General features: G+C 70.5%; 18 protein-coding genes. 8 read left to right on the plus strand and 10 right to left on the minus strand.

Annotated features, from left to right (window positions below):
• Positions 1-56 precede the first annotated feature (56 nt).
• The gene (gene dop / locus ACFZAT_RS14075; protein WP_391264026.1) at positions 57-1,568 is read right to left on the minus strand and encodes a depupylase/deamidase Dop; all 1,512 of its coding nucleotides are present in this window, start codon (positions 1,566-1,568) and stop codon (positions 57-59) included.
• A 240-nt stretch (positions 1,569-1,808) separates the two neighbouring features.
• Positions 1,809-3,575: a proteasome ATPase gene (gene arc / locus ACFZAT_RS14080; RefSeq protein ID WP_073864561.1), complete on the minus strand. Its 1,767-nt coding sequence runs from the start codon at positions 3,573-3,575 to the stop codon at positions 1,809-1,811.
• Positions 3,576-3,817: 242 nt separating this feature from the next.
• On the opposite strand from arc, the gene ACFZAT_RS14085 reads away from it, so the two are divergent.
• Positions 3,818-4,129, plus strand: coding sequence for a ferredoxin (locus ACFZAT_RS14085; RefSeq protein ID WP_391264029.1), 312 nt, complete (start codon positions 3,818-3,820; stop codon positions 4,127-4,129).
• Between the two features lie 36 nt (positions 4,130-4,165).
• On the opposite strand, the gene ACFZAT_RS14090 is transcribed toward ACFZAT_RS14085, so the two are convergent.
• From ACFZAT_RS14090 to ACFZAT_RS14100, 3 genes are all read right to left on the minus strand, one after another.
• Positions 4,166-4,756, minus strand: a complete 591-nt coding sequence (locus tag ACFZAT_RS14090; RefSeq protein WP_391264031.1) for a hypothetical protein — start codon at positions 4,754-4,756, stop codon at positions 4,166-4,168.
• Between the two features lie 200 nt (positions 4,757-4,956).
• The gene (locus ACFZAT_RS14095; RefSeq protein ID WP_365687320.1) at positions 4,957-5,862 is read right to left on the minus strand and encodes a tRNA (adenine-N1)-methyltransferase; all 906 of its coding nucleotides are present in this window, start codon (positions 5,860-5,862) and stop codon (positions 4,957-4,959) included.
• A gap of 72 nt (positions 5,863-5,934) precedes the next feature.
• On the minus strand, positions 5,935-7,185 hold the full coding sequence (locus tag ACFZAT_RS14100) for a site-2 protease family protein (protein ID WP_391264034.1): 1,251 nt from the start codon (positions 7,183-7,185) through the stop codon (positions 5,935-5,937).
• A 183-nt stretch (positions 7,186-7,368) separates the two neighbouring features.
• On the opposite strand from ACFZAT_RS14100, the gene ACFZAT_RS14105 reads away from it, so the two are divergent.
• Positions 7,369-8,214 carry a PD-(D/E)XK nuclease family protein gene (locus ACFZAT_RS14105; RefSeq protein ID WP_391264283.1) on the plus strand — a complete coding sequence of 282 codons (846 nt, stop codon included), beginning with the start codon at positions 7,369-7,371 and terminating at the stop codon, positions 8,212-8,214.
• A 9-nt stretch (positions 8,215-8,223) separates the two neighbouring features.
• Positions 8,224-8,895: a response regulator transcription factor gene (locus tag ACFZAT_RS14110; protein ID WP_018103734.1), complete on the plus strand. Its 672-nt coding sequence runs from the start codon at positions 8,224-8,226 to the stop codon at positions 8,893-8,895.
• Between the two features lie 16 nt (positions 8,896-8,911).
• Here ACFZAT_RS14110 and ACFZAT_RS14115 read toward each other — a convergent pair whose 3' ends face one another.
• The 3 genes from ACFZAT_RS14115 to metH form a co-directional block, all read right to left on the minus strand.
• Positions 8,912-10,513 (minus strand): ABC transporter substrate-binding protein, encoded by a 1,602-nt coding sequence (locus ACFZAT_RS14115; protein ID WP_391264036.1) that lies wholly within the window; start codon positions 10,511-10,513, stop codon positions 8,912-8,914.
• Positions 10,514-10,670: 157 nt separating this feature from the next.
• Positions 10,671-11,363 carry an HAD-IA family hydrolase gene (locus ACFZAT_RS14120; protein WP_391264038.1) on the minus strand — a complete coding sequence of 231 codons (693 nt, stop codon included), beginning with the start codon at positions 11,361-11,363 and terminating at the stop codon, positions 10,671-10,673.
• 119 nt (positions 11,364-11,482) lie between these two features.
• Positions 11,483-14,995, minus strand: a complete 3,513-nt coding sequence (metH, locus tag ACFZAT_RS14125) for a methionine synthase (RefSeq protein WP_391264040.1) — start codon at positions 14,993-14,995, stop codon at positions 11,483-11,485.
• 219 nt (positions 14,996-15,214) lie between these two features.
• Here metH and ACFZAT_RS14130 point away from each other — a divergent pair, with 219 nt between their 5' ends.
• The 5 genes from ACFZAT_RS14130 to ACFZAT_RS14150 all read left to right on the plus strand — a co-directional run bounded on the left by ACFZAT_RS14130 (position 15,215) and on the right by ACFZAT_RS14150 (position 21,013).
• Positions 15,215-15,997 (plus strand): IclR family transcriptional regulator C-terminal domain-containing protein, encoded by a 783-nt coding sequence (locus ACFZAT_RS14130; protein WP_391264285.1) that lies wholly within the window; start codon positions 15,215-15,217, stop codon positions 15,995-15,997.
• A gap of 240 nt (positions 15,998-16,237) precedes the next feature.
• A complete protein-coding gene (locus ACFZAT_RS14135; RefSeq protein WP_391264042.1) occupies positions 16,238-17,029 on the plus strand; it encodes an MIP family channel protein in 792 nt (263 codons plus the stop codon).
• A gap of 42 nt (positions 17,030-17,071) precedes the next feature.
• Entirely contained in the window at positions 17,072-18,613 is a 1,542-nt protein-coding gene (gene glpK, locus ACFZAT_RS14140) for a glycerol kinase GlpK (RefSeq protein ID WP_391264044.1), read from the plus strand.
• Positions 18,614-18,618: 5 nt separating this feature from the next.
• Entirely contained in the window at positions 18,619-20,232 is a 1,614-nt protein-coding gene (locus ACFZAT_RS14145; protein ID WP_391264046.1) for an FAD-dependent oxidoreductase, read from the plus strand.
• A 109-nt stretch (positions 20,233-20,341) separates the two neighbouring features.
• Positions 20,342-21,013: an FCD domain-containing protein gene (locus ACFZAT_RS14150; RefSeq protein WP_391264048.1), complete on the plus strand. Its 672-nt coding sequence runs from the start codon at positions 20,342-20,344 to the stop codon at positions 21,011-21,013.
• A gap of 119 nt (positions 21,014-21,132) precedes the next feature.
• Here ACFZAT_RS14150 and ACFZAT_RS14155 read toward each other — a convergent pair whose 3' ends face one another.
• Together ACFZAT_RS14155 and ACFZAT_RS14160 are read right to left on the minus strand one after the other, a co-directional pair.
• Positions 21,133-22,185 (minus strand): ABC transporter permease, encoded by a 1,053-nt coding sequence (locus ACFZAT_RS14155; RefSeq protein WP_391264050.1) that lies wholly within the window; start codon positions 22,183-22,185, stop codon positions 21,133-21,135.
• Positions 22,182-23,699 carry an ATP-binding cassette domain-containing protein gene (locus ACFZAT_RS14160; RefSeq protein ID WP_391264051.1) on the minus strand — a complete coding sequence of 506 codons (1,518 nt, stop codon included), beginning with the start codon at positions 23,697-23,699 and terminating at the stop codon, positions 22,182-22,184. Before ACFZAT_RS14160 ends, ACFZAT_RS14155 begins: the two co-directional genes overlap by 4 nt.
• Position 23,700: the final 1 nt, after the last annotated feature.

The following is a 23,700-nucleotide window of genomic DNA, read 5'->3' on the forward strand; positions in this document are numbered from 1 at the left end:
CTCAACGTCCGGAGGTCATCGGAATGATTCCCAGCCCGGAGCCCTTTCAGGCGCTTTCAGCGGCCCGAGAGGACGTCGACCAGCTCCTGCGCCGTGCGGCACCGGTCCAGGAGGGATTTCACGTGCTCCCGGGTGCCGCGCAGCGGCTCCATGGTGGGTACCCGCTGAAGTGAGTCCTGGCCCGGCAGATCGAAGATCACCGAGTCCCAGGAGGCCGCGGCCACGTCGTCCGCGTACTGTTCGAGGCAGCGGCCGCGGAAGTACGCCCTGGTGTCCTCGGGCGGCGCCGTACGGGCCTGCTCGACCTCGCGCTCGTCCAGCAGGCGCTTCATCCGGCCGCGGGCCACCAGACGGTTGTACAGCCCCTTGTCCTGTCGTACGTCCGCGTACTGGAGGTCCACCAGGTGCAGCCGGGCGGCGTCCCAGTCCAGGCCGTCGCGGCGCCGGTAGCCCTCCATGAGCTGCCGCTTCGCCACCCAGTCCAGCTCACCGGCCAGGCTCATCGGGTCGTTCTCCAGCCGGTTCAGGGTGTCCTCCCACCGGCTGAGGATGTCCTTGGTCTGCTCGTCGGCGTCCGCCCCGTACCGCTCCTCGACGTATTTGCGGCCCAGCTCGAAGTACTCCATCTGGAGCTGCACAGCGGTGAGTGTCCGGCCGCTGCGCAGCGTGATGAGCTGCTGGAGCCCGGGGTCGTGGGAGACCTGGTGCAGGGTGCGCACCGGCTGGTCGACGGCCAGGTCGACGTTGATGAAGCCGTCCTCGATCATGGACAGGACGAGCGAGGTGGTGCCCAGCTTCAGATACGTCGAGATCTCGGAGAGGTTCGCGTCGCCGATGATCACGTGGAGGCGGCGGTACTTCTCGGCGTCCGAGTGCGGCTCGTCGCGGGTGTTGATGATGGGGCGCTTGAGCGTGGTCTCCAGGCCGACCTCGACCTCGAAGTAGTCGGCGCGCTGGCTGATCTGGAAGCCGTGCTCGCCGCCGTCCTGGCCGATGCCGACCCGTCCGGCGCCGGTGACGACCTGCCGCGAGACGAAGAACGGCGTCAGGTGGCGCACGATGTCCGAGAACGGGGTCTCCCGCTTCATCAGGTAGTTCTCGTGCGTCCCGTAGGAGGCGCCCTTGTTGTCGGTGTTGTTCTTGTAGAGGTGGATCGGCTGGGCGCCCGGGAGCTGCGCCGCGCGCTCGGCCGCTTCGGCCATGATCCGTTCGCCGGCCTTGTCCCACAGGACCGCGTCCCTGGGGTTGGTGATCTCCGGCGAGCTGTACTCGGGGTGCGCGTGGTCGACGTAGAGCCGGGCCCCGTTGGTGAGGATGACATTGGCCAGGCCGATGTCCTCGTCCGTGAGCTGGCTGGAGTCGGCGGTCTCCCGGGCGAGGTCGAAGCCTCGCGCGTCCCGCAGCGGATTCTCCTCCTCGAAGTCCCAGCGGGCGCGGCGCGCCCGGTGCATCGCCGCCGCGTACGCGTTGACGATCTGGGACGAGGTGAGCATGGCATTGGCGTTGGGGTGTCCGGGGACGGAGATCCCGTACTCCGTCTCGATGCCCATTACTCGCCGTACGGTCATGCGGCCCTCCTTGCCCGGCGGCGCTCCCTTCCGGGGGCGGCGCTCAAGTACCGCTGCTTGTTCGGTGCGTGCGCGGTCTGCCCGTCCCGCGCTGCGTGAACGGGTGGTACGCCTGAGCCTAGAACGCCCGCGTGCCGGTGGGGAGATCAATTGCGTCGTCATTGCCGCGGTGTCGCCGCGGCTGGCCGGAAAGCAACCGGCTGCGGATGCCCGGCGGGCATCCGCAGCCGGTTCGGCCTTTTACAGGTACTGACCGGTGTTGGCCACCGTGTCGATGGAGCGGCCGGTGTCCGCGCCCTGCTTTCCGGTGACGAGCGTGCGGATGAAGACGATCCGCTCGCCCTTCTTGCCGGAGATACGGGCCCAGTCGTCCGGGTTGGTGGTGTTCGGCAGGTCCTCGTTCTCCTTGAACTCGTCCACGCATGCCTGGAGGAGGTGGGAGACGCGAAGGCCCTTCTGGCCGTGGTCGAGGAAGGCCTTGATGGCCATCTTCTTGGCCCGGTCCACGATGTTCTGGATCATGGCGCCGGAGTTGAAGTCCTTGAAGTACAGGACTTCCTTGTCGCCGTTGGCGTACGTGACCTCGAGGAAGCGGTTCTCCTCGGACTCGGTGTACATCCGCTCGACGACCGACTGGATCATGGCGTGCGCCGCGGCTTCCTTGGACCCGGTGTGCTCGGCCAGGTCGTCCGCGTGCAGCGGCAGCGAAGGCGTGAGGTACTTCGCGAAGATGTCCTTCGCGGCCTCCGCGTCGGGGCGCTCGATCTTGATCTTGACGTCGAGCCGGCCCGGCCGCAGGATCGCCGGGTCGATCATGTCCTCGCGGTTGGAGGCGCCGATGACGATGACGTTCTCCAGGCCCTCCACGCCGTCGATCTCGGCGAGCAGCTGCGGGACGATGGTGTTCTCCACGTCCGAGCTGACGCCCGATCCACGCGTGCGGAACAGCGACTCCATCTCGTCGAAGAAGACGATGACGGGGGTGCCCTCGCTCGCCTTCTCGCGGGCACGCTGGAAGACCAGGCGGATGTGGCGCTCGGTCTCGCCGACGTACTTGTTGAGGAGCTCGGGGCCCTTGATGTTGAGGAAGTAGCTCTTGCCGGCGGGCTGTCCGGTGACTTCGGCGACCTTCTTCGCCAGGGAGTTGGCGACGGCCTTGGCGATGAGCGTCTTGCCGCAGCCGGGCGGACCGTAGAGCAGGATGCCCTTCGGCGGGCGGAGCTCGTGCTCCTTGAAGAGGTCGGGGTGGAGATAGGGGAGCTCGACCGCGTCGCGGATCAGTTCGATCTGGTCGCCCAGACCGCCGATCTTGTCGTAGTCGATGTCCGGCACTTCTTCGAGGACGAGTTCCTCGACCTCGCTCTTGGGCACGACTTCGTAGACGTAGCCGGACCGGGGTTCGAGCAGCAGGGCGTCGCCGGGGCGGATGGTGATGTCCAGCAGCGGCTCGGCGAGCCTCACCACCCTTTCCTCGTCGGTGTGCCCGATCACCAGGGCGCGTTCGCCGTCCTCAAGGATCTCCTTGAGGGTGACGATGTCCCCGGCACGCTCGAATTCCATGGCGTCGACTACGTTGAGCGCTTCGTTGAGCATGACCTCCTGGCCGCGCCTGAGGTCTTCGAGTTCGACGCTGGGGCTGACGTTCACCCGGAGCTTGCGGCCCCCGGTGAAGATGTCGCAGGTGCCGTCCTCGTTCGCCTGCAGGAACACCCCGAAGCCGGCCGGCGGCTGTGCGAGCCGGTCGACCTCCTCCTTGAGGGCCACGATCTGGTCGCGGGCCTCGCGGAGTGTGCCGGCGAGCCGCTCGTTCTGGGCGGACACGCCTGCGAGGTTGGTCTGCAGTTCGACGATCCGCTCTTCGAGAATCCTCGTATGACGCGGAGAGTCGGCGAGCTTACGTCGCAGGACGGCGATTTCCTGCTCGAGATAGGCGACCTGGCCGGCTGGGTCGTCGGACCCCCGCCCGGGCCGGATGCCGCGGTTGATGTCGTCGTCGTGGGCTGCCACGGTCCTCACCTCCTCCAAGGGGAGCTGGACGCTTCCTGACCCTACCTGCGTGGGTGGTGATTGAAACCCCTAGATCACAAAGACTGTGAGGTGTGTCCGATCTTCACCCTTGCGCTCTCCCCCGTCCCAGGGGGATACCCACCGTTCAACATCGGAAAGCGGCCGGTTGTATCGTCAAAGCGTTCAACACCCGTCAGGGCTGGCTCTTTCCCGGTCCGGCTACGCAGGAAACGGCAGGCGACATGACCGTGCGGCAGGACGCTCCCAACGGTGGCGAGAAGCAGGACCTGGAGGTCTGGATCGACCAGGACCTGTGCACGGGGGACGGCATCTGCGTGCAGTACGCGCCCGAGGTGTTCGAGCTGGACATCGACGGTCTGGCGTACGTGAAGAGCGGGGACGACGAGCTGCTGCAGGACAAGGGCGCGACCACGCCGGTGCCGCTGCCGCTGCTCCAGGACGTCGTGGATTCGGCCAAGGAGTGCCCGGGCGACTGCATTCACGTGCGTCGCGTTTCGGACAGGGTCGAGGTGTACGGCCCCGAGGCGGCCTGACCGTCCGGGCCGCCGGGCGGCGGTGCCGGGCCCGGGTCAGACTCCGGCGTCGGCGCCCTCGCCCGTATCGCTGCTGCGCGTGAAGGCGCCGTTCTGCCACTGCCAGGTGACCTTCTCCTGCTGGTCGGGACAGCACGACGGCACCGATGACGAGGAGTAGCCGAGAAGCGTGGCGGAGATGACGCGGTCGCGGACCGTGAAGTCGCCGATGGTCAGCTGCTGGGCGGGGTCCACCAGGGTCGCGACGATCCTGGGTGCGGCCCCGCCCGCCTGGGTGAGGACGTAGACGCCGCTGGGCGGGGTGCCCGATCCGGCCGCGCAGTGGACCACCGCGACGGTCTCGGGCTTGCCGTCGCCGTCGAGGTCGCCGGGGGCCTGCTTGGCGACGGTGGTGCCGACGTTGCCGCAGTCCAGGGGGAAGTCCGCCTCGGCCGGGTCGGGGGCGACGGCCGCTTCCTCGTGCTGCTGCTGCGCCGGGGTGCGGTGCCGGGTGGAGGCCGAGGCGCTGCTGTCGGGCTGGAGCAGACCGGCTGCCGCGACGACGGCGGCCATGGCCGCCGCGGTGGCGAGCCAGTGCATGGGCCTGCTGTCGGTGTGCGCGAGGTCCGGGAGCGCGGAGGTCTGCACGCGGGCTGTCTCCTGTGGTTCCTGTGGTGCGGCCGTCGGCGTCGGCGGTACGGGGGTGGCCAGCATCGTGCCACACCTCACACGGCAGCGGAACGGTGGGGTGTGCAAGCGTGACGCACCCCGTACGGGAAAAGGCGCCGCCGCCGGGTCCCCGGGTCGGTCCGGGAACTCGGCGGCGGCGCCGGTGCGTTGCCGCGGGGTCAGTCGCGGGAGGAGCCGCTCCGGCCGCCCGGGCCGTCGTAGTCCTCGCCGTAGGCGCCCTTGGAGGGGCGCCGGCGGCGGGCCGGGGCCTCGACGCCGTCGGCGAGCCGGCGGGCGGTGACGAGGAAGCCGGTGTGGCCGATCATGCGGTGGTCCGGGCGCACGGCCAGGCCCTCCACGTGCCAGTTGCGGATCATCGACTCCCAGGGCTGCGGCTCGGCGAAGCAGCCGATCTCACGGATGGACTCGACCGTCCGGGAGAGCTGGGTGGTGGTGGCCACGTACGCGCAGAGGATGCCGCCGGGGACGAGGGCCTTGGAGACGACGTCCAGGCACTCCCATGGCGCCAGCATGTCCAGCACGACGCGGTCCACGTCGGTGTCCGTGAGGTTGTCCTGGAGGTCGCCGACCGTGAGCTGCCAGGCGGGGTGCGGGCTGCCGAAGTAGCGCTCGACGTTCTGCTGGGCGATCTCGGCGAAGTCCTCGCGGCGCTCGTACGAGTGCAGCATGCCCTGTTCGCCGATGGCGCGGAGCAGGAAGGTGGAGAGCGCGCCCGAGCCGACGCCCGCTTCCACGACGCGGGCGCCGGGGAAGATGTCGCCGAAGGCGAGGATCTGGCCCGCGTCCTTCGGGTAGACCACGGCGGCGCCGCGGGGCATGGACAGGACGTAGTCGGGGAGCAGGGGGCGCAGCGCGAGGTAGGCGACGTTTCCCGTGGTACGGACCACACTGCCCTCGGGGGCACCGATCAGCTCGTCGTGCGGGAAAGAACCCTTGTGGGTGTGGAAGTTCTTTCCGGCTTCGAGCGTGAAGGTGTGGTGGCGTCCCTTGGGATCGGTGAGCTGGACCTGGTCCCCGACCTTGAAGGGCCCGCGTCGGCGGGCGGCACCGGTCGGTTCAGACATGTGACCAGCGTACCGGTGTTTCGCGGGCCGCCGACCGCCGCCCGTACGGATGTACGGGGTTGCGGGCGGGTGTCAGGCGGCGGGGCGGGCCATGGCCGCGACGAAGGCGCGCTCGACGTCGGCGGTGGAGAGCACGCCGTAGATCTCGCCGGTCTCCTCCACCACGAGGTACTCGGTGGCGGGGGTGGCCTTGAGGCGGTCCAGGAGGGCTTCGCCGGCGAGTTCGGCGGGGACCCTCATGCCGTCGGTGAGGTCCTGGGCGAGGCCGCTGACGGCGACCCAGGGGCGGCGGTGCTCGGGGACGGCGACGATGGCCGTCTCCCGGACGAGCGCCTTGGGCTCGCCGGTGCCGTCCACGACGACGAGGGCGCGGGCTCCGGCCTCGTTGGCCCGGCGCAGCGCCTCGGAGAGCGGGGTGGCGGCCTCGACGGGGACGGCGCGGCGGGTGAGGCTGCGGGCGCGGAGGCCGGGCAGGTGCTCGCGGAGCCGGGCCATGCGCAGGCTGTTCCCGGCGCCGGTCCAGATGATGGCGGCGAGGATCGCGGCGAGCAGGGCGTCGGTGACGGTGTCCATGCCGCTGATCTCGCCGGCGTCGTTGCCCAGGGAGCCGCTGCGGGTGAGGAGCGGGAGGCCGATGAGGGTGCCGACGGCGAGCGCGCGGCCGACCCAGGCGGCGGCGACGGTGCCGCTCATCGGCTTGCCGGTGATCTTCCAGACGACGGCCCTGAGCATGCGGCCGCCGTCGAGCGGAAGGCCGGGCAGCAGGTTGAAGGCGGCGACGATGAGGTTGGAGATCATCAACCCGCCGAGCAGGACGGCGGGCACGGTGCCGCGTTCCACGAAGCGCAGGGGCACGTAGAAGAGCCCGCCCAGGACGAGGGAGAGCAGCGGTCCGACGAAGGCGAGGACGAATTCGCGGCCGGGGGTCTCGGACTCCTTCTCGATCTCCGAGACGCCGCCGAAGAACTGGAGCTGGATACGCCGGACGGGGAGCTTGTAGCGCAGGGCGGCGACCGTGTGGGCGAGCTCGTGGACGAGGACGGAGGCGTAGAAGGCGATCGCGAAGAAGAGCGCGACGAGGTAGCGGGCGGCGCCGAGGTCGGGCAGCACCCGGTCGAGCTGGCCGCCGAAGACCCAGGTGATCAGGGCCGCCACGAGGAACCAGCTGGGGGCGACGTAGACGGGCACACCGAAGGGGCGGCCCATGAGGATGCCGCCTCCGGGCTCGTCCCGGCGCGGGGGCGCGTCCTTGCCGGGGCCGTCTCCGGGGCCGGGGGCCGCCGGGCCGGGCTGCGGTCGCCGGCCGTCGCCGCTCTCGTCCACGAGGTCCCTTCGGTTCGGTGCCTTCCGGCACGATGATGCGGTGTTCCGGGGTCTGTGGTCGATGGTATGCCGGTTGGTGTCAGTGGCGGGTCGTAGGGTCTTCGCATGACCTCCGTCCCGCCGCCCTCCCCGCCGGTGCCGCAGCCGCCTTCCTCGCTCTCCCCCTCGCGGGCGAGCGATTTCATGCAGTGCCCCCTGCTGTACCGCTTCCGAGTGATCGACAAGCTGCCGCAGAAGCCCAGCGAGGCGGCTACCCGGGGGACGCTGGTCCATGCGGTGCTTGAGCGGCTGTTCGACAACCCGGCGGTGGAGCGCACGCCGGGCCGGGCGACGGCGCTGATCCCGGGGCAGTGGGACCGGCTGCTGGAGTCGAAGCCGGAGCTGGGCGAGCTCTTCGCGGAGGATCCGGGGGGCGAGCGGCTGGCGGAGTGGCTGGCCCAGGCGGAGCGGCTGGTGGAGCGCTGGTTCTCGCTGGAGGACCCGACGCGGCTGGAGCCCGCGGAGCGCGAGCTGTTCGTGGAGACGGAGCTGGAGTCGGGGCTGCGGCTGCGCGGGGTGATCGACCGGATCGATGTGGCGCCGACGGGCGAGGTCCGGATCGTGGACTACAAGACGGGGAAGGCGCCGCGTCCGGAGTACGCGGAGGGCGCGCTGTTCCAGATGAAGTTCTACGCCCTGGTGATCTGGCGGCTGAAGGGTGTGGTGCCGCGCCGGCTCCAGCTGGTCTATCTGGGCAGCGGTGACGTGCTGACGTACGACCCGGTGGTGGCGGACCTGGAGCGCGTGGAGCGCAAGCTGCTGGCGCTGTGGGAGGCGATCTCGCTGGCGACGCGGACCGGCGAGTGGCGGCCGCGGCCGACGAAGCTGTGCGGCTGGTGCGACCACCAGGCGCTCTGTCCGGAATTCGGCGGGACTCCCCCGGTGTATCCGCTGACGGTCCGCCCGGCCGGTGCGACGGAGGATGACCAGGGCAGAATGGAGCCGGTCCGGGCCGAGGCCGGCCGGCCTGTGGCCCTCGACGGGCATTGAGGAGATCTGGTGGCTATCCGCGTCCTTCTGGTCGACGACCAACCGCTGCTGCGCACGGGCTTCCGGATGATCCTGGAGGCCGAGGGCGATCTGGCGGTGGTGGGTGAGGCCGGTGACGGTCTCCAGGCTCTCGACCAGGTGCGCGCGCTCCAGCCCGACGTGGTGCTGATGGACATCCGGATGCCGCGGATGGACGGCGTCGAGGCGACCCGGCAGATCACCGGTCCCGGCCGGGACGGTCCGGCGAAGGTGCTGGTGCTGACCACGTTCGACCTGGACGAGTACGTGGTGGAGGCGCTGCGCGCCGGAGCGAGCGGCTTTCTGCTGAAGGACGCGCCGGCCGATGAGCTGGTGCAGGCGATCCGGGTGGTGGCGGGCGGCGAGGCGATGCTCGCCCCGAGCGTGACGCGCCGGCTGCTCGACAAGTACGCGGACCATCTGCCGTCGGGCGAGGAGCCCGTGCCGGACACGCTGCACACGCTGACGGACCGCGAGGTCGAGGTGCTGAAGCTGGTGGCGCGCGGCCTGTCGAACGCGGAGATCGCCGCCGACCTGTTCGTCAGCGAGACGACGGTGAAGACCCATGTGGGCCACGTGCTGACGAAGCTGGGCCTGCGCGACCGGGTCCAGGCCGCGGTGTACGCGTACGAGAGCGGCCTGGTGCGCCCCGGCGCGCAGTGACACCGGGGCGCGGGGCCTAGTCGGTGCCCCGGCCCATTTCCCAGAGGTGGAGGTCGGCGCCCGAGTCGACGGCCCATTCGACGCCGCTCAGTTCCTCGCGGGAGGCGACGTACTGCTTGCCCTGCCAGAGCGGGAGGACGGGCACGTCCCGGGCGACGATGTCCTGGAGCCGTTCGAAGGCGGGTGCGGCGTCGCTCCGGTCGGCCTGGCGGCGGGAGTGCGCGATGAGGTTCCGGGCCTCGGTCGAGGTGTAGGGAGAGCCGAGGAAGTTGTCCGGGCCGAGGAAGGGCGCCGTGTAGTTGTCCGGGTCCGGGAAGTCGGGGAACCAGCCCATGCCGTAGGCGGCGTAGTCGCCGCGGAGTTCGGCGGGGCGGTAGCGCGTCCAGGGGGTGCCCTCGACGGTGATGTCGAAGAGCCCGGTGTCGTTGAGCTGCTTCTTCAGCGCCTGGAACTCGGAGGCGGTGTCCCGGCCGTAGTGGTCGTCGGTGTAGTGCAGCGTGAAGCGTACGGGCGTCCGGATCCCGGCCTTTTCGAGGAGGGCGGCGGCCTTGGCGGCGCTGGGTTCGCCGTAGGCGCTGTAGAACGCGTTGTCGTGGGCGGTGATCCCGCTCGGGATGAGTGAGTACAGCGGTTCGACGGTGGTCCCGTAGACCTCGCTCGCGATCCTGCCCCGGTCGATCACCTGGGCGATGGCCTGGCGGACGGCCTTGTTCCTGAGGGCGGGCTCCTCGGTGTCGAAGCCGAGGTAGCTGATGGCGAGTCCGGGCATCTCGGTGAGCCGGACCCCGTTCTCGGGCTTGGCCAGCATCCGCTGCGCCTGGTCGGTGGAGAGGGTGCGGGCCATCATGTCGATCTTCTCGGCGTCGAACGCCTTGCCCATGGCGGTGGCGTCGGGAAAGAGGTCGAGTTCGACGGATTCGCTGCGCACCTCGTAGCTCCCCCGGTAATGGGGATTCCTCGTGAAGGATATTTTCACAACCCGCCCGGATTTCACTTCCGGTTTCATGGTGTACGGCCCCGAGCCGTCCACCTGGAATCCGCTGCGGGCGGAATTCGCGGGGTACAGGTCGCGCGGGACGATTCCGGCGGGCGGGGTGGCGAGCTTGTACGGGAAGGTGGCGTCGGGGGTCTTGAGGTGGAAGACGACCTCGCGGACACCGGCGGTCTCGACGGTGTCGATGTTCTCCAGGAAGGCGGCGGGCCCGTTCGCGGACTTGATGCGCCGCACCCGGTCGAGGGAGTACTTCACGTCGTCGGCGGTGACGGGGTCGCCGTCCGCGAAGGTGAGCCCGGCGCGCAGCCGGCAGCGGTAGCTCTCGCTCTCGCGGTCCGTGAAGCCGCAGCTCTCGGCCGCTTCGGGGACCGGGAGGCCACCGCCGCGCGGGGTGGCCATCAGGGTCTGCACGGTCTGCCGCAGGACGTTCCAGACGCCCGCCTCGTAGCCGACGGCCGGGTCGAGCGGGGCGGGCGCCTCGGTGGAGGCGGCGATCCGGTCCGTGGTGCCGACGACGATGGCGCCGCCGCTCCCCGCGGTGCCGCCGCCCGCCGCGCCGCAGCCGGCGAGCACGGGCGCCAGGAGGCCCGCGACGGCCGGCAGCACCAGGGTCTTGCGTTTCATGGTTGGCCGTTCTCCCTCATCGGTTCAGGGAGAAATACATTAGCGGCCGCGTTCCGGAATATGGGACGGGGGTCGTGCGCGGAATTCTTTCGCACGGCCATCGCGAGAGCTTTTCCTTTCATTCACAGGAATACTCTCGGTACCCGCACCTGTGCATTCAGTTGATGAGGCCCCGAAGGAATGTGAGATTCACTTCCTCCAGGGATCCCACGACCACCCGGCCCTCGGCGGGTGCGATCGGGGAGACCGAGGGCACGGCGACCACCCGGCAGCCGGCGGCCTCGGCGGCGGCCACCCCGGTCGCGGTGTCCTCGATGACGGCGCACAGCCGGGGGTCGGCGCCGAAGCCGCGCGCGGCGGTGAGGTAGGGCTCGGGGTGCGGCTTGGTGCGGGTGACCTCGTCGCCGGCGACGGTGAGCGCGAAGTGGTGGCGGCCCACCGAGTCCAGGACCCGGTCGATGATGCGGCGGTGCGAGGCGGAGACGAGGGCGGTGGGGATCTCGTGCCGGCGCAGTTCGGCGAGGAGGCGGGCGGCGCCGGGCATCAGCGGCACCCCGTTGCCGATGCGCTTCTCGAACCGGTCGTTGAGCAGGACGGCGGCCTCGTCGAGGGTGATGTCCGCGCCGGTCGCCTCGATGAGGTAGCCGGTGCTGCGCGACATGGGGCCGCCGACGACCACGTCCCGCCATGCCTCGTCCAGCCGGTGCCCGAGCCCGGCGAAGACCTCGACCTCGACCTCCCACCAGAAGCCCTCGGTGTCGACCAGGGTGCCGTCCATGTCGAGAAAGACGGCCTGGAGGGCAGCGCCCTCCGCCGTGCGGGTCAGGGACGCGGGAACCGTACTGGTCATCCGGCACACCTTCCATGAGGGACGAGAAGGCCGGCCACCCGTCCCGGAGGATGGGCGACCGGCCTGCGCTGGACCGACCAGTGTACGACGTGATCGGCTACGACGCGTCGAACGGAGTCTTACCGCGCGTTGAAGTACTTCGCCTCCGGGTGGTGGATGACGATCGCGTCGGTCGACTGCTCGGGGTGCAGCTGGAACTCCTCGGAGAGGTGGACGCCGATCCGCTCCGGCTGGAGCAGGTCCGCGATCTTGGCGCGGTCCTCCAGCTCCGGGCAGGCGCCGTAACCGAGCGAGAAGCGCGCGCCGCGGTACTTCAGCGCGAACATGTCCTCGACCTGCGCCGGGTCCTCCCCCGCGAAGCCGAGTTCCGAGCGGACCCGGGCGTGCCAGTACTCGGCCAGGGCCTCGGCGAGCTGGACGGAGAGGCCGTGCAGCTCCAGGTAGTCGCGGTAGGCGTTGGCCTCGAAGAGCTTGGCGGTCTCGCCGCCGATCCTGGAGCCGACGGTGACGACCTGGAGGCCGATGACGTCCGTCTCGCCGGACTCCTCGGGGCGGAAGAAGTCCGCCAGGCAGAGGCGGCGGCCGCGGCGCTGGCGCGGGAACGTGAAGCGGGTGCGCTCGGAGCCGTCCTCGTGGAGCAGGATGAGGTCGTCGCCCTTGGAGACGCAGGGGTAGTAGCCGTAGACGACGGCTGCTTCGAGCAGGTTGTCCGTCTGGAGCCGGTCGAGGAGGCCGCGCAGCCGCGGACGTCCCTCGCTCTCGGCCAGCTCCTCGTACGTGGGTCCGTCGCCGGCCCTGGCCTGCTTGAGACCCCACTGGCCCTTGAAGAGGGCGCCCTCGTCCAGCCAGGAGGCGTACTCCTTGAGCTGGATGCCCTTGACGACCCGGCTGCCCCAGAACGGCGGGGTGGGAACCGGGTTGGTGACGGAGACGTCGGAGCGGACGCCCTCCTCCGGCTCGGTCACCTCCAGGACGGCGGAGTCGCGCTTGGGGACGCGGCGCTGCTTGAGTTCGGGCAGCGTGGCGCCGGGGACGCCGCGCTTGACGGCGATGAGCGCGTCCATGAGGCGCAGGCCCTCGAAGGCGTCGCGCGCGTAGCGCACCTCGCCCTCGTAGATCTCGTGGAGGTCCTGCTCGACGTAGGCGCGGGTGAGCGCGGCGCCGCCGAGGATCACCGGGTAGTCGGCGGCCAGCTTGCGCTGGTTCAGCTCCTCCAGGTTCTCCTTCATGATCACCGTGGACTTGACGAGGAGGCCGGACATCCCGATGACGTCGGCCTTGTGCTCCTCGGCGGCCTCCAGGATCGCGGAGACGGGCTGCTTGATGCCGATGTTGACGACGTTGAACCCGTTGTTGGAGAGGATGATGTCGACGAGGTTCTTACCGATGTCGTGGACGTCGCCGCGGACGGTGGCCAGGACGATGGTGCCCTTGCCCTCGGCGTCCGACTTCTCCATGTGCGGTTCGAGGTAGGCGACCGCGCTCTTCATGACCTCGGCGGACTGGAGGACGAACGGCAGCTGCATCTGCCCGGAGCCGAACAGCTCGCCGACGACCTTCATGCCCTCCAGGAGGGTGTTGTTGACGATGTCGAGCGCCGGCGTGTCCTTCAGCGCCTCGGAGAGGTCGGCCTCCAGGCCGTTCTTCTCGCCGTCGATGATCCGGCGCTGGAGCCGCTCGTCCAGCGGGAGGGCGGCCAGTTCCTCGGCCTTGCCCTCCTTGAGGGACTTCATGTTGACGCCCTCGAACAGCTCCATGAGCTTCTGGAGGGGGTCGTAACCCTCGGCGCGGCGGTCGTAGATCAGGTCGAGCGCGACCTTGACCTGCTCCTCCTCAAGCCGGGCGATCGGCAGGATCTTCGAGGCGTGCACGATGGCCGAGTCCAGCCCCGCCTTCACGCACTCGTCCAGGAAGACGGAGTTGAGCACGACCCGGGCGGCCGGGTTCAGGCCGAAGGAGATGTTCGACAGGCCCAGGGTCGTCTGCACGTCCGGGTGGAGCCGCTTCAGCTCGCGAATCGCCTCGATGGTGGCGATCCCGTCCTTGCGGGACTCCTCCTGGCCGGTGCAGATGGTGAAGGTCAGGGTGTCGATGAGGATGTCCGACTCCTGGATGCCCCAAGTGCCGGTCAGGTCGGCGATGAGCCGTTCCGCGATGGCGACCTTGTGCTCGGCCGTACGGGCCTGGCCCTCCTCGTCGATGGTCAGGGCGATGAGCGCCGCGCCGTGCTCGGCGGCCAGCTGGGTGACCTTGGCGAAGCGGGACTCGGGCCCGTCCCCGTCCTCGTAGTTGACCGAGTTGAGGACCGCGCGCCCGCCCAGCCGTTCCAGGCCGGTGCGCAACACGTCCAGCTCCGTGGAGTCCAGGACGATCGGCAGCGTGGAGGCGGTGGCGAAGCGGCCGGCCAGCTCGTCCATGTCGGCGACGCCGTCGCGGCCCACGTAGTCGACGCACAGGTCGAGCATGTGGGCGCCCTCGCGGATCTGGTCGCGGGCCATCTCGACGCAGTCGTCCCAGCGGGCCTCCAGCATGGCCTCGCGGAACTTCTTGGAACCGTTGGCGTTCGTACGCTCACCGATCGCCAGGTACGCGGTGTCCTGGCGGAACGGGATGGTCTGGTAGAGCGAGGCGGCGCCGGGCTCGGGGCGCGGGTCGCGGGCGCCGGGGGCCGTGCCGCGTACGCGCTCGACCACCTGGCGCAGGTGCTCCGGGGTCGTACCGCAGCAGCCGCCGACCAGCGAGAGGCCGTACTCCTGGACGAACGTCTCCTGCGCGTCGGCGAGACCCTCGGCGTCGAGCGGGAAGTGCGCGCCGTCCTTGGTGAGTACCGGCAGTCCGGCGTTGGGCATGCAGAGCAGCGGGATGCGGGAGTGCCGGGTGAGGTAGCGCAGGTGCTCGCTCATCTCGTCCGGACCGGTCGAGCAGTTCAGGCCGATCATGTCGATGCCGAGGGGTTCCAGGGCGGTCAGGGCCGCGCCGATCTCGGAGCCCAGCAGCATGGTGCCGGTCGTCTCGAAGGCCAGGGAGCAGAGCAGCGGGAGGTCGCTGCCGAGGGCGTCGAGGGCGCGGCGGGCACCGAGGACGGCGGCCTTGGTCTGGAGGAGGTCCTGCGTCGTCTCAACGATCAGCGCGTCGGCGCCGCCGGCGATCAGGCCCTCGGCGTTCGCCTGGAAGCCGTCGCGGACGGTGGCGTACGCGATGTGACCGAGGGTCGGAAGCTTGGTGCCGGGGCCCATGGAGCCGAGCACCCAGCGCTGCTCGCCGGTGGAGGAGGTGTACTCGTCGGCGACCTCGCGGGCGATGCGCGCACCGGCCTCGGACAGCTCGTGGACCCGCTCGGGGATGTCGTACTCGCCGAGCGCCGCCGTGTTGGCCCCGAAGGTGTTCGTCTCGACGCAGTCCACGCCGACGGCGTAGTACGCCTCGTGCACGGAGCGCACGATGTCCGGCCGGGTGAGGTTGAGGATCTCGTTGCAGCCTTCCAGCTGCTGGAAGTCCTCAAGGGTCGGGTCCTGGGCCTGGAGCATGGTGCCCATCGCGCCGTCGGCCACCACCACGCGGGTGGCGAGCGCCTCACGGAGGGCTGCGGATCGGTTCCGGCTGTCGGCGGAAGGGGTCGGCGACGAGGCCATGGATGTACTCCCTGGGATGCGACGGCTGTCGGCTTTGCGTCTTCGGCGGAAGGCGCACCCGGCCAGGGTAGCCGGGCCGCGAGCCGGGCCGTCACTCTGTCCCACGAGCCGGACGGCATCCTGATGACGGGGGTTCCGGTGTCGCGGGGTGCTGTGGAATTCCCCCGCGGTCGAGCACGGGTCGGCATCGGCCGATAGTGTTCAGCATTGTCGAACACGATGGAGGGGTACGGCGCGATGGCCAAGAACATCCAGTCGCTGGAGCGGGCGGCCGCGATGCTGCGGCTGCTGGCAGGCGGCGAGCGGCGGCTCGGGCTGTCCGACATCGCCTCCTCACTGGGCCTGGCCAAGGGCACCGCACACGGCATCCTGCGCACTCTCCAGCACGAGGGCTTCGTGGAGCAGGACACCGCCTCCGGCCGCTATCAGCTGGGCGCGGAGCTGCTGCGCCTGGGCAACAGCTACCTCGACGTCCACGAGCTGCGGGCCCGGGCCCTGGTCTGGACGGACGACCTGGCCCGGTCCAGCGGCGAGAGCGTCCATCTGGGCGTGCTGCACCAGCAGGGCGTCCTCATCGTCCACCACGTCTTCCGGCCCGACGACAGCCGCCAGGTGCTCGAGGTGGGCGCCATGCAGCCGCTGCACTCCACGGCCCTGGGCAAGGTGCTGGCCGCGTACGACCCGGTGGCGCACACCGAGGCGATGGAGGCGGAGCGGCAGCCGTTCACGCCCCGGACGGTGACCGGCGCCGAGGAGTTCGAGGGGGTGCTCGACCTGGTGCGGGCCCGCGGCTGGGGGTCCGACGTGGAGGAGACCTGGGAGGGCGTGGCCGCGGTGGCCGCGCCGATCCACGACCGGCGCCGGATGCCGGTGGGAGCCATAGCCATCACGGGGGCGGTGGAGCGGGTCTGCAAGGACGGCGAGCTGCGCCCCGAGCTGGTCGCGGCGGTCCGCGACTGCGCCCGCGCGGTCTCTCGGGACCTGGGCGCCCGTCGCTTCTGAGCCGCCCGGATACCCGGCCGGCTTCCCTCGTAACGATCGATTCGTACGTCACATCCCTCTTGACGCTGCCTTCACCCGGGAGAAACACTGCCGTTCACCGGTCGGCATTGTCGAACACTTAACGGATATTCGCGTTAGGGTGTGAGCGTGCCTAGGGCCGGCCAAGCCCTCACACGAGGGCGCGGACCACCGGAGGGACCCGGGGTTCGGCTTCCTGGACGAAGGACAAAGGAGTCGCGGGTGTCCAGCTCCGACATCTTCATCGGCGAGACCATCGGTACCGCCGTACTCATCCTGCTCGGCGGCGGTGTCTGTGCCGCCGTCACGCTCAAGCATTCGAAGGCGCAGAACGCCGGCTGGGTCGCCATCACCTTCGGGTGGGGCTTCGCGGTACTGACCGGCGCGTATCTCGCAGGCGGCGTGTCGGGGGCGCACCTCAACCCGGCCGTCACCATCGGCCTGGCGATCGAGGGCGGCACCAAGTGGGGCGACGTGCCGCTCTATCTCGCCTCCCAGCTGCTCGGCGCGATGATCGGCGCGGTGCTGGTCTGGCTCACCTACTACGGACAGTTCCGGGCGCACCTGACCGATCAGGACGTGCTGCGCGCCCACTCGGGTGAAGAGGGCATGGTCGACCCGGCCGCGGCCCCCAAGGCCGGACCGGTGCTCGGTGTCTTCTCGACCGGCCCCGAGATCCGCAACGCCGTGCAGAACGTCCTCACCGAGGTCATCGCCACGGTCGTGCTGGTCCTCGCCATCCTCACCCAGGGCCTCAACGACGACGGCAACGGGCTCGGCACGCTGGGCGCGCTGATCACCGCCCTGGTCGTCGTCGGCATCGGCCTGTCGCTCGGCGGCCCGACGGGGTACGCGATCAACCCGGTCCGCGACCTCGGTCCGCGTATCGTGCACGCGCTGCTTCCGCTGCCGAACAAGGGCGGCTCCGACTGGGGCTACGCATGGGTCCCGATCGTCGGCCCCCTGATCGGCGGCGCACTCGCGGGCGGCCTCTACAACCTCGCCTTCGCCTGACCCGCCCCCACACCTCACCGCACAGACCTCCGGGAGCACACCGTGACCGACGCACACACCACCGGCAGCCACGGCGCAGGGCCGTTCATCGCGGCCATCGACCAAGGCACGACCTCCAGCCGCTGCATCGTCTTCGACAAGGACGGGCGGATCGTCTCCGTCGACCAGAAGGAGCACGAGCAGATCTTTCCCAAGCCGGGCTGGGTCGAACACAACGCGGCCGAAATCTGGGAGAACGTCCAGGAAGTCGTCGCCGGGGCGATCTCCAAGGCCGGCATCACCGCCGCCGATGTCAAGGCGATCGGCATCACCAACCAGCGCGAGACCACCCTGCTGTGGGACAAGCACACCGGTGAGCCCGTCCACAACGCCCTCGTCTGGCAGGACACCCGTACGGACGGGCTCTGCAAGGAGCTCGGCCGCAACGTGGGCCAGGACCGCTTCCGCCGCGAGACCGGGCTGCCGCTCGCCTCGTACTTCGCCGGGCCCAAGGTCCGCTGGCTGCTCGACAACGTCGAGGGGCTGCGCGAGCGGGCCGAGCGCGGCGACATCCTCTTCGGCACCATGGACTCCTGGGTCATCTGGAACCTGACCGGCGGCACCGAGGGCGGCGTGCACGTCACCGACGTCACCAACGCCTCGCGGACGCTCCTGATGAACCTGCACACCATGCAGTGGGACGAGAAGATCTGTTCGTCCATCGGCGTGCCCATGGCCGTGCTGCCCGAGATCCGCTCCTCCGCCGAGGTGTACGGCACCACCAAGGGCGGCGTGCTCGACGGTGTGCCGGTGGCCTCCGCGCTGGGCGACCAGCAGGCGGCGCTGTTCGGCCAGACGTGTTTCGCCGAGGGCGAGGCCAAGTCCACGTACGGCACCGGCACCTTCATGCTGATCAACACCGGTGAGACGCCCGTCAACTCGTACAACGGGCTGCTGACGACGGTCGGCTACCGGATCGGCGACCAGAAGGCGGTGTACGCCCTGGAGGGGTCGATCGCCGTCACCGGTTCGCTGGTGCAGTGGATGCGCGACCAGATGGGGCTGATCCAGTCCGCGGCCGAGATCGAGACCCTGGCCTCCTCGGTGGAGGACAACGGCGGCGCGTACTTCGTGCCCGCGTTCTCCGGCCTGTTCGCCCCGTACTGGCGCCCCGACGCCCGCGGTGTCATCGCCGGTCTCACCCGCTACGTCACCAAGGCGCACATCGCCCGCGCCGTGCTCGAAGCCACCGCCTGGCAGACGCGTGAGATCAGTGACGCCATGACCAAGGACTCCGGCGTCGAGCTGACCGCGCTCAAGGTCGACGGCGGCATGACCTCCAACAACCTGCTGATGCAGACGCTCGCCGACTTCCTGGACGCGCCCGTGGTGCGGCCGATGGTCGCCGAGACCACCTGCCTCGGCGCCGCCTACGCCGCCGGCCTGGCCGTCGGCTTCTGGCCGGACACCGACGCGCTGCGCGCCAACTGGCGCCGCGCCGCCGAGTGGACCCCCCGCATGGACGCGGACACCCGCGCCCGTGAGTACAAGAGCTGGCTCAAGGCCGTGGAACGCACCATGGGCTGGCTCGAAGACGAGGAGTAGAGAACATGACCACCCTGCAGAGCGTCCCCGCACTCGGGACGCATCCGGCCTCCGGCTCCCTCCCGAGCCGCGCCGAGACCCGGGAGCAGCTCTCCAAGGCGACGTACGACCTCCTGGTGATCGGCGGCGGCATCCTGGGCATCTCCACCGCCTGGCACGCCGCGCAGTCCGGACTGCGGGTGGCCCTGGTGGACGCCGGTGACTTCGCCGGCGCCACCTCCTCCGCCTCCTCCAAGCTGCTCCACGGCGGTCTGCGCTACCTGCAGACCGGCGCGGTGAAGCTGGTGGCGGAGAACCACTTCGAGCGCCGTGCGGTCTCCCGCCAGGTCGCCCCGCACCTGGCCAACCCGCTCACCTTCTACCTGCCGGTCTACAAGGGCGGGCCGCACGGCGCCGCGAAGCTCGGCGCGGGTGTGTTCGCGTACTCGGCGCTGTCCGCCTTCGGCGACGGCGTCGGCCATGTGATCAGCCCGGCGCGGGCGGCACGCGACGTGCCGGAGCTGCGCACGGAGAACCTGCGCGCGGTCGCGGTGTACGGCGACGACCAGATGAACGACGCGCGGATGGCGCTGATGACGGTCCGCGCGGCCGTCGACGCGGGCGCGGTGGTGCTCAACCACGCGGCGGTGACCGGGCTGCGGTTCACCCGGGGCCGGGTGACGGGCGCGGAGCTGCGGGACTCCATGGACGGTGCGGAGTTCGGGGTGACCGCCCGGCTGGTGCTGAACGCGACCGGGCCGTGGGTGGACCACCTGCGGAAGATGGAGGACCCGAACGCGGCGCCCTCCATACGCCTGTCCAAGGGCGCCCACCTGGTGCTGAAGCGGACCCGGCCGTGGAAGGCCGCGCTGGCCACGCCGATCGACAAGTACCGCATCACGTTCGCCCTGCCGTGGGAGGACATGCTGCTCCTCGGCACGACGGACGAGGAGTACGAGGGCGACCCGGCGGATGTCGCGGTGACCGAGAAGGACACCGCGCAGATCCTGGACGAGGCCGCGTTCTCGGTACGGGACCAGCAGCTCTCCCGGGACCTGATCACGTACTCCTTCGCCGGTCTGCGGGTGCTGCCCGGCGGGCCCGGCGACACCTCGAAGGCCAAGCGCGAGACGGTCGTGACGGAGGGCCGGGGCGGGATGTTGTCGGTGGCCGGCGGCAAGTGGACGACCTTCCGCCACATCGGCCGTACGGTGATGAACAAGCTGGCCGCGCTGCCCGGGCACCCGTTGGCGGAGGACATGGAGCCGATGGCCCGGCTGCCCAGGAAGCTGCCCCTGCCCGGGATAGCCTCCCCGAACGCGGTGGCGCACCGGCTGCTGATCGACGGCGGGACGCCCGGTCCCCGGATGGCCGCCGACACCGCGCGCCACCTGGCCACGCACTACGGTTCGCTCGCCTTCGACATCGCCCGGCTGGCCAACGAGAACCCGGCGCTGGCCGAGCGGATCCACCCGGAAGCCCCGGAGGTCTGGGCGCAGGTCGCCTACGCCCGGGACCACGAGTGGGCCGAGACCGCGGACGACGTGCTGCGGCGGCGGACCACGCTGACGATCCGGGGCCTGGCGACGGACGAGGTCCGGGCCGGTGTGGAGAAGATGCTCGGCGAGCGGCGCGGCTGAGCGGGGACGGGCCGGTGCGGGCGGCGGACCACGAGTTGATCCGACGGTCGTACCGGCCCTCTTCGTGCCCGCATAATGGGGCGATACATCGGATGTATGGAGGTCGCCCATGGCTGTCACCGACGAGGCCATCGAGAAGATCAAGGGAATGATCGTCTCGGGTGCGCTTCGGCCCGGCGATCGTCTCCCCAAGGAGAGCGAGCTCGCCTCGGAGCTGGGGCTTTCCCGCAATTCGCTGCGGGAGGCGGTGCGTGCGCTGTCGCTGATCCGCATTCTCGACGTCCGCCAGGGCGACGGCACGTATGTGACGAGCCTGGACCCGCAGCTGCTCCTGGAGGCGCTGAGCTTCGTCGTGGACTTCCACCGGGACGACACCGTGCTGGAGTTCCTGGCGGTGCGCCGGATCCTGGAGCCCGCGGCGACGGCGATGGCGGCGAGCCGGATCACCGAGGAGCAGCTGGACGCGCTGAGCGCGCAGCTCGACGCCTTGGGCGAGCATCCTTCGGTGGAGGAGCTGGTCGCCTGCGACCTGGACTTCCACCGGGGCATCGTCCAGTCGTCCGGCAATTCGGTGCTCTGCTCGCTGCTGGACGGGCTCTCGGGGCCGACGACGCGGGCGCGGGTGTGGCGGGGGCTGACGCAGGAGGACGCGGTGAGCCGGACGCTGCACGAGCATCGGGCGATTCTGGCGGCGTTGCGGGATCGGGACTCGGAGGCGGCTCGGGCGTGGGCGACGGTGCACGTGGCGAGCGTGGAGCAGTGGTTGCGGTCCACGTTGTGACCGTTCCGGGGCTCTGCCCCGGGCCCCGCTCCTCAATCGCCGGAGGGGCTTGAAAAGAAGCGCCGGACGGGCTGGAGGAGCGCGTCCGGCGCTTGAGGACCACGTGAGGACCGAAGGGTTCAGTCCTGCTCCTCGCCGCTCGCGAAGCGGGAGATGATCAGGGCGACGATGATGATCGCGCCGTTCAGGAACTGGTTCCAGAGGGCCGGGACGCCGCCCAGGGTCATGACGTTGACGACCAGTTGGAGCGTCAGGACACCGGTGAGGGCGCCGAACAGCGTGCCGCGGCCGCCCTTGAGGCTGATGCCGCCGATCACCGCGGCGGCGAACACCTGGAAGATCCAGCCGTCGCCCTGGGTGGCGGCGACCGCCCCGTAGTGACCGGTGTAGAGGATGCCGGCGAAGGCGGCGAGCAGGCCGCCGATCGCGAGGACGATCCAGGTGACCCGGTCGACGCGGATGCCGGCCGCGCGGGCCGCTTCCGGGTTGCCGCCGATCGCGTACAGCGCCCGTCCAAGGCGCAGCCAGGCGAGCGCGGCGCCGCCGCCCGCGAAGAGGACCAGGCAGATCCAGACGGCGGCCGGGACCCCGAGCCACTCGCTCTTGCCGAGGTAGCGGAAGGACTCCGGCACATCGGTGATGGACTTGCCCTCGGTGATGCCGATGTGGAGGCCGCGCAGCATCGTGAGCATGCCGAGCGTGGCGATGAAGCCGTTGACCCGGAGCTTCAGCATCAGGAAGCCGTTGACGGCGCCGATGGCCAGCCCGACCAGCAGGCAGAGCGGGATCGCGGACCAGGCGGGGAGCAGCCCGAGTCCGGCGAAGCGGCCGCCGTCGGTGGGCAGCACCAGCCACATGGCGACGACCGGTGCGATGCCGATCGTGGACTCCAGCGAGAGGTCCATTCGGCCGCAGATGAGGATCAGCGCCTGGCCGAGGACGAGCAGGCTCAGCTCGGAGGACTGCTGGACGACGCTGATCAGGTTGTCGGAGGTGAGGAAGACCGGCGAGACGATGAAGCCGATCAGCATCAGCACCAGGATCACCGGCACCAGCGAGAAGTCGCTCCACCGGATCAGCTTGAGCCTGCTGCGCGCGGTGTCACCGCCGGGGCCCGCCTCGGGCGCCGTGTCGAAGTCCTCGGCCGTGGACGGCCGTACCGTGCCGGTCATTCCCTCTCCCCCACACCTTCCATGGCGGCGACGAGTTCCCCGTCGGTCCACCCGCTGTCGAACGTTGCGACGACCCGCCCGTGGAAGAGGGCGAGGACCCGGTCGCAGACCCGCAGGTCGTCCAGTTCGTCCGAGACGACGACGGCCGCGTTGCCCGCGTCGGCGACCCGGCGTACGACTCCGAGGAGCGAGTCCTTGGACTTGACGTCGACGCCCGCCGTGGGCCGGACCGCCACGAGCACACGGGGGTCGCGGGCCAGCGCGCGGGCGACCACGACCTTCTGCTGGTTCCCGCCGGAGAGCCCGGAGACGGGCTGTTCGGGGCCCTGGGTCTTGATGTCGAGCGAGTCGATCATGGACCGGGCGAACCGGCGGGTACGGGAGGGCAGGACGGTCCCCCAGGGGCCGAGCTGGTCGGCGACCGTGAGGGTGGCGTTCTCCGCCACGCTGCGCTCCAGGACGAGGCCCTGGTCGTGCCGGTCCTCCGGGATGTAGCCGATCCCGGCGGCCAGCGCGTCCGGCACGCTGCCCGCCCGTACGGTCCTGCCGCGCACCCGGACCGTGCCGCCGCCCGCCTTGCGCATGCCGGCCAGCACCTCGCCGACGGCGGTGTTGCCACTGGCCGCCGCCCCGGCCAGGCCCAGCACCTCGCCGGGGCGCACCTGGAGGTCCAGGGGCTCGAACCGGCCGGGGAGGCTCAGCTGTTCGGTGGTCAGCACGGGTTCGGCGCCCGCGTCGGGCGCCGTGTCACCGGCCGCGTGCCAGGCGGTGGCCCCGGCCGCCCGCTCGCCGGTCATCGCGGCGACCAGGTCCTCCTTGGCGACCTCGGCGACGGGCGCGGTCAGGACGTGGCGGGCGTCGCGGTAGACGGTGACCGCGGTGCACAGCTCGTACACCTCCTGGAGGTGGTGCGAGATGAAGAGGAACGCCACGCCCCGGCTCTGGAGTTCGCGGAGCTTGCCGAAGAGGCGCGCGATGCCCCGGGCGTCGAGCTGGGCGGTCGGCTCGTCCAGGACGATGAGCCGGGCGCCGAAGGACAGGGCGCGGGCGATCTCCACGAACTGCCGCTGCTCGACCGCGAGATCGCGCGCCCGGGTGTTCGGGTCGACCTCGACGCCGTACGCGGCCAGCAGCCGTTCGGCCCGCTTGCGCAGCCTGCCCCAGCTGATCCAGCGGGAGTTCTCCTCGAACCGGTTGAGGAAGAGGTTCTCGGCGACGGTCAGGTCGGGGACCACCATGGACTTCTGGTAGACGCAGGCGACCCTGGACTGCCAGGCCGCGGTGTCCCCGAAGGCGGGGGCGGGTTCGCCGCCGAAGGTGACGGTGCCCGCGTCCGCCTTGTGGAGGCCGGTGAGGACGCCGACCAGGGTCGACTTGCCGGCGCCGTTGCGGCCGACGAGCGCGTGGGACTCGCCGGGCCGCACGGTCAGCTTCACCCCGTCGAGCGCCACGGTCGGTCCGAAGCGCTTGACGACGCCTTCCGCCTGTACGGCGGGTGGTGCCTGAGCGTCCATG

The organism is Streptomyces sp. NPDC008163 (assembly GCF_042956885.1).
Taxonomy (GTDB): domain Bacteria; phylum Actinomycetota; class Actinomycetes; order Streptomycetales; family Streptomycetaceae; genus Streptomyces; species Streptomyces drozdowiczii_A.